The sequence below is a fragment of the Christiangramia sp. genome (genome assembly GCF_029937855.1).
In the GTDB taxonomy this organism is placed as follows: Bacteria; Bacteroidota; Bacteroidia; order Flavobacteriales; family Flavobacteriaceae; genus Christiangramia.
The window spans coordinates 25,957-37,991 of the sequence record NZ_JAPYPC010000017.1; the positions used below are offsets into that span (position 1 = coordinate 25,957).

At 35.4% G+C, this 12,035-nt stretch carries 10 protein-coding genes; 5 read left to right on the forward strand and 5 right to left on the reverse strand.

The features are described from left to right. Window positions 1-134 precede the first annotated feature (134 nt). The 4 genes from Q1K34_RS10225 to cysM all read left to right on the forward strand — a co-directional run bounded on the left by Q1K34_RS10225 (window position 135) and on the right by cysM (window position 4,727). Entirely contained in the window at window positions 135-2,372 is a 2,238-nt protein-coding gene (locus Q1K34_RS10225; RefSeq protein WP_300438097.1) for an FUSC family membrane protein, read from the forward strand. Between the two features lie 7 nt (window positions 2,373-2,379). After that, window positions 2,380-2,892 carry a DUF6155 family protein gene (locus Q1K34_RS10230; RefSeq protein WP_300438100.1) on the forward strand — a complete coding sequence of 171 codons (513 nt, stop codon included), beginning with the start codon at window positions 2,380-2,382 and terminating at the stop codon, window positions 2,890-2,892. Between the two features lie 159 nt (window positions 2,893-3,051). Continuing rightward, on the forward strand, window positions 3,052-3,843 hold the full coding sequence (gene epsC / locus Q1K34_RS10235) for a serine O-acetyltransferase EpsC (RefSeq protein WP_300438103.1): 792 nt from the start codon (window positions 3,052-3,054) through the stop codon (window positions 3,841-3,843). Beyond that, window positions 3,840-4,727 (forward strand): cysteine synthase CysM, encoded by an 888-nt coding sequence (gene cysM / locus Q1K34_RS10240; RefSeq protein ID WP_300438106.1) that lies wholly within the window; start codon window positions 3,840-3,842, stop codon window positions 4,725-4,727. The genes epsC and cysM overlap by 4 nt, the downstream gene beginning before the upstream one ends. Before the next feature lie 117 nt (window positions 4,728-4,844). Here cysM and Q1K34_RS10245 read toward each other — a convergent pair whose 3' ends face one another. Continuing rightward, on the reverse strand, window positions 4,845-5,399 hold the full coding sequence (locus Q1K34_RS10245) for a hypothetical protein (protein ID WP_300438109.1): 555 nt from the start codon (window positions 5,397-5,399) through the stop codon (window positions 4,845-4,847). Window positions 5,400-5,898: 499 nt separating this feature from the next. After that, complete coding sequence (locus Q1K34_RS10250; RefSeq protein ID WP_300438112.1) at window positions 5,899-6,642, reverse strand: Crp/Fnr family transcriptional regulator; 744 nt, start codon at window positions 6,640-6,642, stop codon at window positions 5,899-5,901. Between the two features lie 207 nt (window positions 6,643-6,849). Between Q1K34_RS10250 and Q1K34_RS10255 the strand changes: the two genes are divergently transcribed. Continuing rightward, entirely contained in the window at window positions 6,850-8,364 is a 1,515-nt protein-coding gene (locus Q1K34_RS10255; RefSeq protein WP_300438116.1) for a DEAD/DEAH box helicase, read from the forward strand. On the opposite strand, the gene Q1K34_RS10260 is transcribed toward Q1K34_RS10255, so the two are convergent. From Q1K34_RS10260 to Q1K34_RS10270, 3 genes are all read right to left on the reverse strand, one after another. Next, window positions 8,361-8,849 carry a DoxX family protein gene (locus tag Q1K34_RS10260; protein ID WP_300438119.1) on the reverse strand — a complete coding sequence of 163 codons (489 nt, stop codon included), beginning with the start codon at window positions 8,847-8,849 and terminating at the stop codon, window positions 8,361-8,363. The genes Q1K34_RS10255 and Q1K34_RS10260 overlap by 4 nt on opposite strands. Before the next feature lie 34 nt (window positions 8,850-8,883). Next, window positions 8,884-11,178: a transglycosylase domain-containing protein gene (locus tag Q1K34_RS10265; protein WP_300438122.1), complete on the reverse strand. Its 2,295-nt coding sequence runs from the start codon at window positions 11,176-11,178 to the stop codon at window positions 8,884-8,886. 437 nt (window positions 11,179-11,615) lie between these two features. Beyond that, a complete protein-coding gene (locus Q1K34_RS10270) occupies window positions 11,616-11,756 on the reverse strand; it encodes a hypothetical protein (RefSeq protein WP_300438125.1) in 141 nt (46 codons plus the stop codon). Between the last annotated feature and the right edge of the window lie 279 nt (window positions 11,757-12,035).

Sequence of the window (12,035 nt, forward strand, 5' to 3'; positions counted from 1 at the left end):
TTAATGAAATTAGATTGAAATATAAAAATCGACAAATTACAGATGCCAATTTCTCCTTAAATCTTGAAAAAAGACTGAATGCTATTATTTATTGAGGTTAAAGCTTTAATTTCAAGGCTTGAAATTTATACAACTTGACCATCCCATTCACCACATATCAAAATGATCTTATAAAGTTTTTTAGGAGTACCGATTTCTCTAAAGCTATAGTATTAACTGTTTCTATCGTGATTCCCATTATAATTTTTTCCAACATTGGAAATCTAGAAATAGGTATAAGCATTGCGATGGGATGTCTGCTTTCATCACCCAGTGATGTGCCAGGAAGTTTTAAGCATAAGGTATATGGAATCCTGGCAGCGGCATTCCTTGGAGCACTCTCTTATTTTTCGGCGGGTTATGCGGCCATTCTCGTATGGACGGTAATTCCTATGTTATTTATAATGATCTTCAGCATCTCTTATTTATCTATATATGGATTTAGGGCATCCCTAGTGACTTTTGCAGGTTTGCTGGCTGTGGTGCTTAGTTTTGCCAATCTTTCCTCCGGAATAGAAATCTGGCAAAAATCAATTCTAATATTAGCTGGAGGAATTTGGTATTTGCTTATAAGTATTTCCTGGTATTTTATAAGTCCTCAAAGGGCTACGGAACAGCTTCTGGCAGAAACCATGGAAATCACAGCCGATTATCTCAGGCTAAGAATTAAGTTGCTTAGATCCAACCAGGAAGATCAGCAGCTGCAAAAAGAACTTTTTCAGCTTCAAACAGATTTGAATGAGCATCATGAAACATTGAGGGATATATTAATACGGAGTAGGAAAATTTCCGGAAGCTCAGGTTATGAACGTAAGAGACTACTCATTTTTATAGACCTCGTAGACATGCTGGAACTGGCAATGGCGCACCCAATAGACTATGAGAAAATGCGTAAATCATTTAAAAATGATGAGGAAACATTAAATATATTCGGAGATTTTACGCTTAAACTGGCAGATCAACTGGAAAAGATAGGTTTGGCTATGCATAAGCATACAGCGCTTCCGGAGAATAAAGTTCCTGAAAATTTTAAGAATCTAACACAAACCTTGAACAGGTTTAGGAGTAGGATAAACATTGAGGAGAAGCGTGAAGCGATGCTTTTACTTAGAAACCTTTTTGATTATCAATCTAAACAGGTACAAAAAATCAATAATATAGACCGAATTTTAAGAAACCTGGAAAGCAAAAAGAACATCTTCTTTAAAGAAAAGGAAGTGCAAAAGTTCCTAACCCAACAGGATTATAGTATAAAAATCCTGCTAACGAACCTAAATTTCAGCTCTGCCATATTCAGACATTCTTTAAGGTTGGCTTTGGTTGTGGTAGTAGGTTATTTAATTGGAGATTATTTTTCAGTACAGAATTCATATTGGATCTTACTAACCGTTGTAGTAATCATGCGTCCAAATTATGGGCTTACGAAACAAAGAACAAGAAATAGGATCATTGGCACATTAATAGGAGGTGCTATCGCTATAGGAATTGTTTTTTTAACGCAGAATGCCATTGTATATGCGGTTCTTGGAATTTTATCTTTAACCCTTGCCTTTTCTTTAATTCAGCGAAATTATACTACCGCTGCGATCTTTATTACCTTAAGTATCATTTTCATTTACGCCCTGCTTCAACCTGAAGTACTCAATGTAATTCAATTTAGAGTTATAGATACCCTCATCGGAGCCGGATTGGCAGCACTTGGAAATCTTATACTATGGCCAAAATGGGAGTTTCAAGACATACACCATGTAATAGCATCTTCCATTAAAGCAAATCTTGAATATTTAGATGAAATTGATTCTTATTACCATGCAAAAAAAGAACTACCCTTATCTTATAAGTTGGCCAGAAAAAAAGCTTTTATTGAAATGGGAAATTTAAGCGGTGCTTTTCAACGAATGACGCAGGAACCAAAATCCAAACAAAAAGAACTCACTGTACTTTATGAAATTGTAGGTTTAAATCATACATTCTTAACAGCATCTGCATCATTAGGAACCTATATAAGAACACATCCCACCACAAAGGCTTCTTCAGATTTTGAGGCTTATACCAAATCAATTTCTGTAAAGCTCCATAATTGTGTGAACATCCTTGAGTATAAAGAAATAGAGGAGAAGCCTGATGATCAGGTTTCGGAAGCCGGAAAATCCTTACATAAAAAATTTGACATCCTCGCCGAAGAAAGGGATACTGAGATTAAGGCTGGAAAGGAAAAAATAGATAAAGAGATGAGATTAAGGCTTCAGGAGGCTCATTTAGTAACGGGACAACTGGAATGGTTGTTGGATATTTCCCTGAAACTTAAGGATAATGTTCAAAAGCTAAGTTAATAGAAGCATGAGTAAGAGGGCATTCAGGAAATATTTAAAAACATTGAAAAAAGAAGATTTAGAGGAGCAGTTGCTTGATCTTTATAATCGGTTTGATGATGTAAAGGTTTTTTACAATTTTGTTTTTAATCCAAATGAAGAAAAGCTGGTAAAGGAAGCGAAATTTAAAATTTCAAAAGAATATTTCCCACCGACTAACAGAAAGCCTAAAAAACGCAGATCTGTAGCACATAAACTGATTAAACATTTCCTGAAATTGGAAATGGAACCACATGCTTTGGCAGATATCATGTTTTACAATATTGAAATAGCGCAAACCTTTTCAAATGACATAGAAAAAACAACAGAAGCCTTTGAAAAAAGTATGTTGAAATCGTACGAGCAGGCAGCCGAATATGTTATTGTCAACGGAATAACATCTGAATTTTCTGCCAGGATCAATAAGATTGCCGAAGAAACCGAATCCCAAAATTGGTCCAACGCCTATCAATTTGATCGTGTAAGGGATCAGTTTTTATAGATATAAATTCATCTTTCTTAAGTTGGATTATTAGTATTCACTTCAATGAATTGCTTGTGTGATAGAAAGATTTTTGAATTTCTTTATTAAATCCATCTTATAATAAGCTTTCGGAGTTAATTGTAATTAAGTAAATTTGAAGTTGACTAATGCACTGCTATGGAGTTAGACAAAATTATTAAAGAGATTGAAGACCAAAAGTACCTTCCCAATCTCAATTTTAGTATCAAAGAAAAAACTGAAGCCTTTACTAAGAAGCTCTTTTATACCCTTTTTGATAAGCAAACTCCGGTTAAGGATAACCTTATGGAACTGGGTCTGGAATTTGAAGTTCTTGCAAAACTGGTTTGTTGGGAGCCAGGTTTGCCCTGCCAGGATATCTGGAAAGATTATCTAAACAAATTACCTGAAATCCTTAACAAATTGAACCTTGATGCCCAGGCAATAGCTAAAAATGATCCTGCGGCAAATTCAGTAGAAGAAGTTTATCTTTCTTATCCCGGCTTTTTTGCCATTGCTACCTATAGGCTAAGCCATGAATTTTACAAATTAGGTTTACCGCTGGTGCCAAGATTAATGACTGAATGCGCCCATAGCTTGACGGGAACAGATATAAATCCAGGCGCAAAAATTGGCAGATCATTTTTTATAGATCACGCAACCGGTGTGGTCATTGGGGAAACCGCGGTGATAGATGATAATGTGAAAATTTACCAGGGTGTAACTTTAGGAGCACTTACGGTTAATAAAACCCTGAAGAATATAAAACGTCATCCCACCATTGAAAAAAATGTAACTATATATGCCAACGCTACCATTTTAGGTGGAGAAACGGTAATAGGAGAGAATAGTGTGATAGGTGGAAACGTGTGGCTTACTAAATCTGTTCCTAAAGATTCGATGGTTTCCCATACTCCACAAATTAATATTAAAAATAATTCTGATAAATGAAGAATTCCATAATAGACCTGCTGGGAAATACGCCTTTGGTAAAATCCACACGGCTTGTGAACAACTCTGAAGTTGAGTTATATTTTAAGCTGGAAGGTCAGAATCCAGGAGGAAGTGTAAAAGATCGGGCAGCTTATAATATGATTAAAAGTGCTTTGGATAGGGGTGATATTACAAAGGAAACAAAACTTATAGAAGCGACCAGCGGAAATACGGGAATCGCCCTGGCGATGATCGCCGGTATTTTCGGTCTCGATATAGAATTGATAATGCCCGAAAATTCTACGGTGGAACGTGTACAAACCATGAGGGCCTATGGTGCAAAAGTTATACTTACCAATGCCGATGATGGGATAGAAGGTTCCAGGGATTTTGCCGAAGACAAAATGAATACTGGAGATTATTTTATGCTCAACCAGTTTGGTAACGATGATAACTGGAGGGCCCATTATAAAACTACAGGTCCGGAAATTTGGAACGATACGCATCATAAGATAACGCACTTTGTTTCTTCTATGGGGACTACCGGAACTATTATGGGGACAAGTACCTATTTAAAAGAAAAGAATAGTGATATCCAGATTGTGGGGGTGCAACCTACAGATGATTCCAGGATTCCCGGGATTAGGAAATGGCCTGAAGCATATTTACCAAAGATTTTCAATCCTAAAAAAGTAGATAGGATATTAGAAGTAAGTGAGAAAGATGCTGTTCTTATGAGCCGAAGATTGGCCGAGGAAGAAGGGATTTTTGCAGGAATGAGTAGTGGTGGAGCTGCCGCAGCAGCTGTGAGATTATGTAATGAGCTGGAAAGAGGCGTGGTAGTGAGTATAGTTTGTGATAGGGGAGATCGTTATCTTTCTTCAGATCTATTTGAGAAATAAGACTGCATAAATTTCAGTGTATTTTTGGTCTGAAAGATTTAATCTACATTCTAACCTTTTGATACTTATTAAAGTGTAGACATTTTCTAAAATTTATGCAGCCTTAAAAAATTTTCTCTAGTAATCTGTAGACGCTACTCCACTTATTGCTTTTCCAGGAATAATTTTCATTGTTGTTCGTTTCTTGCCTTTTTCAAGTTTAAAAGAATATTTCTCTTTATCTATTTGCTCTCCAAATCCTGAAGCAACATATTTGTTAGAAACCATAGTCCATCCCTGGAATTGAGAATAAACCTGATTTCTTACTTCATAAGGTAATGGAATGTCTTTAAACCGTTGAAAGTTGCTAACTATTTCCCCATTGTCATTATAGGTGGCGGTGATGAATCCTTTAGAGCTTTTTGCGGTTACTATGACCCCCCCTTTGTCCAGACCCTGGGCTTCCAGGAATCTTGCAACGTCAAAATTCTTTTTCATAAACGAAATTGCATTGGAGTGGAATTGACTTGAAAATTTCTCTTTAACTTTTACGATTCCGTTGGCGTAATCTTCAAAAACAATTTCTGCGCTTGGATCAAAATTCAATCTGGTTTCTTCCAGTTGAATAACTTTTTGAGAATAGGAGGTAAAAACCCATCCTACGACCAGAATTAATGTGATAAATTTTTTCATAATGTGATCTTTTAATTGATGAATAAATTTTGTGAGAAGCTAAAATAAAACATAAAATATTGTTAATGAAATACTTAAGTAGCACAAAACTGTTATTTTTCACTAGTGTCCGATAAAATTTTAAAGAACGAATCTGAACCAGGTATTTTCAATAATTCAAAGCACTTTATTAATATCTATATCCTCCTTTTACAAATTTAGGCATGGTAGGATCCTTTGAAAACAGAGTTTAAAACTTCTTTTGTTTATTAATTTGTTAAGTTCAAGTCTAATTTCTTATAGCAAAAAGCGAAGCACCCTAGTTTCTTAAACCGGACCTGAATAATTATTTTTTTCAATATTACAGATCCCCCGACGGCTAAGGGTTCCTGCTTTACTATACCCTGGGAGAGGTCGGAATTGTTTTTTGGCAGTTCCAGGTGAGGGAAATAAAAATTTTAGTTTTTAGCCGGGAGGTAGGCCAAATTTATGGCGATAACTATCGGTACGCCGAAAACTTCTAAGACTTGCCTTTGAGAGAATCGGTATCAGGAAATTTTTTATCATGTTTCTGCAATTCTTTCAGTAAAAGTGAAATATCCCGGATCTTAATCTGATTTCTTTGTAATGAGATAGATCCATTTTTCTTTAATTTCTGAAGATGTCTATTTACCACGGCCCTTGTAGAACCTATTAAGTGGGCTAATTCTTTGTTGGGTAAGTCATTTATTAATTTTAACTGATTAGAGTTTTTATCCACATTGTCCACTAACAGTTTTAAAAGACGGGTGGCAATATTAGCGAAAATTAATTGTGAAACATTTTCCTCCAGCATCCTCATCATCTTTGCTGAATAGGATAGAAAATTTTTATAGTGAATTGGGTATTTGTTCAACCATAACCTTAATTGTTCCATCGGGATTGCTAAAACATAGATGTTATCCAGGCATTCATAATATACTTTGTGTTTGTCACCATCCAACAGGCAGAAAAGATCAAATACATCTGCTTTTTTGAGTAAAAAAAGGGTATGTTCTTTATGAGTAAGTTCATCCATATTATACATTTTTATCCTGCCGGAAATAATGATGAAAAAATGGAAAAGAAATTTTTGATGGTTTATAATGCAGGTGTTTTTAGGCCATTTTTCTTCATGAAAATGAATCAGTAGCTTCAGCCATTCTTCTTTGTCAAGATCAGCAAAAAGTTCGCAGTTGGAGAGCGTGCTATAATGTTTGGAATATAAATTTTCTGCTGAATTCAATTTACCGGATTTTAAAGGATTAAAATTCCGGGGGATTTTAAAATGATTTTTTCACCTCTGAAAAAATTATCATCTTAAATAGGATAATGCTAATTTACGATATTTTCAAAATAAACTTTGATTTATAAAGGCTTATAAACTGTAATATTTTTTTGAGTAATGCTTAAAATGGCTTATTTTTGCAAAATTGCTTACTTAAAAAAATCTATGGCGTCAGAAACATTTGGTATTGAAAAGAAGAAAGTAGACAAGGAATTATATGATTACCAACAAAAGGATATAGATAAGATCTTTGGTGTTATTGAGGAACATCCTGAAAATTATAACCTTCTTTATCAGTTACCTACAGGTGGTGGAAAAACGGTGATCTTCTCTCAAATGACGAGGGAGTATATCCAAAGAACAAATAAAAAAGTTTTAATACTAACGCATAGAATAGAACTATGTAAGCAGACTTCTAAAATGCTTTCCGGTTTTGGTGTGCGCAATAAAATCATTAACAGTAAGGTCAAGGAATTACCAGATCAGAATGATTATATGTGTTTTGTTGCCATGGTGGAAACCCTGAATAACAGGCTTAATGATGAAAAACTTGAAATTCAGGATATAGGATTGGTAATTATTGATGAAGCGCATTATAATTCATTCAGGAAATTATTTAAATTCTTCGAGAAATGTTTTATTCTTGGAGTTACTGCCACGCCATTAAGTTCCAATATCAAACTTCCTATGAAGGATAATTACAGGGAACTTATTGTAGGGGATTCTATATCCTCTCTTATAGAAAAAGGTTTTCTGGCAAGGGCGAATATATATAGCTACAATGTTGGATTAACCAACCTAAAAGTGGGAATGAACGGGGATTATACCGTGAAATCTTCAGAAGAATTATATTCCAACTATAGTATGCAGGAAAAACTTCTTACTGCCTATTATGAAAGATCAAAAGGAAAAAAAACACTGATTTTTAACAACGGTATTAATACCTCCGTAGAGGTTTATTATACTTTTAAAAATGCAGGTTTACCTATAAGACACCTGGATAATACCACTAGTAAACAGGATAGAAAGGATATATTAAAATGGTTTAAACATACTCCAGACGCCATCGTAACTTCGGTAAGTATTTTAACCACTGGTTTTGATGAGCCTACGGTGGAAACGATCATTTTAAATCGAGCTACAAAGTCTCTAACCCTTTATTTCCAGATGATAGGTCGTGGTTCCCGGGTTCTTAAAAACAAGGATGAGTTCAATGTTATAGACCTTGGGAATAATATGGCCAGATTTGGTCACTGGAGTACGCCTGTAGACTGGAAACAGATATTTAGATCTCCAGATTTTTATTTTGAAAACCTATTAAGCGATGAAGATATTGAAAGGGATTTTCAATACCAGATGCCTCCTGAACTTCGCGAACAATTTTCTAAAACAGAGGATGTTACCTTCGATATAGAAGAAGCTTACGATGAAGTAATTAAGAAAGGATTAAAATCTAAAGCAGTTCTGGAGTGGTCTATGGAACAACATGTAAAAATGTGTGTTGAGAATAGTGAAGATGTTTTTGATGCAAGAATACTTGCCAAGGAACTAAAAGATGATATCTCCTCTCGAATTAAACAATATTCTTATTGTATAAGTAAAAGCACCAAAAATTACCGCGACTGGCTTGAAGAGGATTATTCTCGAAAATTAAGGATGCAGATTAATAAAGAATTTTAGGATTCTGCATCTGAGGATTTAATTTTTTTATTGACGAATTCTCGTTCCCGAATATTTCCTCCTACTACTATGGCGGCTCCTATTATTAATAAATTTTTAATAATGTACTGCCCTTCCATACTTAACTGAAGTGGAAATTCTTTGAAAGCAACTTCCGGAAGGATAAAAAGGGGGAGAAAAGTACCTGGAATTTGAAAAACTAATAAAAGTATTGCCAGTCTTACCAGCTTTCTAAAACAGAGAAGCAAACCTATAAGTACTTCCCATACACCTAATATAGGAATAAAGCTATCTGGATCAAACCAGAAAACGGTAGCCGTAATGATATCATTAGCGGGACTTGCTCCAACAATCTTTAAATAGCCAAACCATATAAAAATTAGTGCTAGGAAATATCTTAGAACAGGTTTCCCGTAGATGTACATCCACCGGGAAATTTTAAAATCAAGCTGGCTGAGTTTTGGTGGAATTGAATTTTTTTCCATAGCTGAACATCTTATTTAAAAATATAGTGGTGAATCAGTTATCGTCTTTTTTACCAAATAAGCGTTTAAAAAAACCTTTCTTCTTTTCGTCTTTTTCCTGCCTGGTATTCCGCTCTTTTTTACCGGAAAATAATCTTTCAAAAAAATTATCCCTCTCCTGGGGTGGACATTCCATTAATTCGGCTAAATCTGAAGGTAATGGTTGAAATCTACTATCGGTGATATCATTAAATTCTGAATTTGAGTTCATTTTTTGCAAGAGTTTGGCGAATATGGGTAAAGCAGAATTCGCTCCCTGGCCTATACCTGTATTTCTAAAACCAATCCTGTGGTCATCTGCACCCACCCAGGTAACGGTAACTAATTCTGGCATAATACCTACAAACCAGCCATCTTTATTATTCTGAGTGGTTCCGGTTTTTCCAGCGATATCATTGGGAAGATTATACGTATATCGTAACCTGGAAGCAGTGCCTTCATTAACAGTTGCCTGCATCATATTAAGCATGATTTTTCGAGTGTCTTCTGAAAATGCTTTAGTTTCAGATACTTCCGGTTTAAATTCAGCTAGCAGGTTTCCATTACCATCTTCGATCCTGGTAATATAGTAGGCTTTGGCATAATGTCCTTTATTCACAAAGCTGGTATATGCTGAAGTTAATTCTGCCAGGTTAAGAGAGGCAGTTCCTAAAGCGATGGAGGGAACTGCAGGAAGATCAGAACTTATGCCCATTTTCCTCGCCTGTTCTATAACATTATTTATTCCGGTCTCCATTAATACCTTAACCGCAATAGTGTTCATAGACCGGCTCAAAGCAGTTTTTAGGTTATAATTCATATTGGGATCGTCTCCTTCCGAAGATGAATTGGAAGGTTTCCAGCCGTTCTCGTAAGTAACTTCCCTAACCGAGAAGTAGGAGCATGGATCCATGCCGTTTTCCAGGGCAGCGGTATATACAAATGGTTTAAAAGTAGAACCTACCTGTCTTTTGCTCTGCGAAACATGGTCATATTTAAAAAACCTAAAATCTACTCCGCCAACCCAGGCCTGAACGGCACCATTCTTTGGATTTACTGCAAGCAATCCTGAATTTAGGAATTTCAAATAATGAGAAATACTATCAATAGGACTCACATTCTTAGTTTCCATCCCCTCGTACTCAAAAAGTTCAGTAGGATGTTTTTGCTCTAATTTTTTAAGGATTTCCTTTTCACTAAATCCTTCTTTCCGAAGATTTTGATAGCGTTCAGATCTCTTTATAGCATCATTTAAAATAGCAGTATTACGAATCCAGGGTGCATTATTACCATAAGACTTTTCGTGTTCTAATTGCAATTGAGCCATATGCTCTTTTGTTGCTTCTTCAGCCAACTGCTGCATTTCATAATTCAAAGTGGTGTGAACAATGAGTCCGTCACGATAAATATTGTATTTCTGTCCGTCTTTATTTTTTAGAGTGTCAAGAATCTTACTTACATCTTTTCGTATCTGCTCTCTAAAATATGGTGCAACTCCTTTATTGTTACTATAGCTTTTGTAGTCCAGGATCAGCGGTTGCATTTTTGCTTCCTGGGCCTCTTCGGTGGAGAGGTAATTATACTTTGCCATTTGCATTAAAACCACATCACGTCTCAACCTACTTCGTTCCGGAAAGATCCTGGGGTTATAATAATGGCTTGCTTTGAGCATTCCTACTAAAACAGCGGCTTCTTCCAGACTTAATTCAGAAGTATGTTTATTAAAGAATTTTAAGGAAGCGCTTTCTATTCCATAAGTATTATCGCTAAAAGGGACGGTATTAAAATAAAGTTGAATGATCTCATCTTTTGAATAAATGTCTTCAAGCCTTTTTGCAATTACTGCTTCCTGCATCTTATTTATTACAATGCCCAGCATTCCAAAATCCCGGCGCCCATAGATGTTTTTAGCCAACTGCAGGGTAATAGTGCTTCCTCCACCGGCAGAATCATCCTGCAGTAAAATGGATTTAAAAAATACCCGGAGCAGACTTCGATTATCTATTCCATCATGTTCATAAAATCTGGCATCTTCGGTTGCGATGAGCGCCTCGACAAGATAGGCTGGGAGCTGCTCAAAAGTTATAGGTTGCCTATCGAAAATATAAAATTTCCCAATTAGTTCTCCGTTCGAAGCAAGTACCTGGGTGGCTTTATTTTGTTTTAGTTCTGTAAGCTCTTTAGAAGTGGGGATCTTCCCCCACATTCCAAAATAGATACTCCCGAAGAATAAAAAGAATAGGGCGATTAAACTAACTACAATTATTAATGCCCATTTAAGTTTGGGATGTCTTTTAATTCTTGTTAACATTTGTTGGGTGTAAAGTCTGCAAATAAACAAATGTTTGACTCAGCTACTTAATTTTTAAGCAAATTTTAATGTTTTAAATCCCACATGTCCGGTTGAAGAAACTAGAATGCTTCGTTTTTAGATATAAGGAATAAGACCTGAAGTTAATTAACTGATCAACAAAGTAAATTTGAAATTGTGATTTCAAACCATACCATCATTTCAAGAATTTGTAAAAGAGGGGTATAGATAAGTAATATATTTTCTGCTATTAAAAATACTGGGTTTAGGTTCGTTCTTAAAATTTAATTGTCCACCAGGGTTTTAAACCAATAATTATAGCCGGTAAAAAAAATTTACCGGCTAGCTAAAAAGCTTTTCAGCTCGTAGATCTTTGATGTAACAAAAGCATCTTCTCAAATTATCCTGATCGGGACATTCTAGATTTAATGGTCAAATTAGGCGTAGGTTCTGCGGCTATACCAGTTAATATGGCCATGGCCGCAGGTATCCTTTAAGTTAAGAAATGGCCTGCGATGAGTTAAGCCTCCTTCTTTACTGGTTCCAAAATCCTGGATAATGCTGTCTAGCGATTTCATGATGATAGTTTTTTGATGATTAATTTGACTTAAGAAAATTTTCTTCGGTTCAAGAAGCTTAAATTTTTAGTACTGGCTTCAGTGCTCATAAAGGATTTTCTGTTTTTGGTGTTTCTTACTAAAGTTGTCATAATTGATGATTTTAATGATTGATGAAATTGTACTTTTTCGGTAATAACTATGCGAATCTTCTTCGGTTTGTATAGCTTATTCTTTCAGAATTTGCTTCCGTGTTCATAAACGATTTTCTGCTTTTGGTGTAACTTAATAATGTTCTCA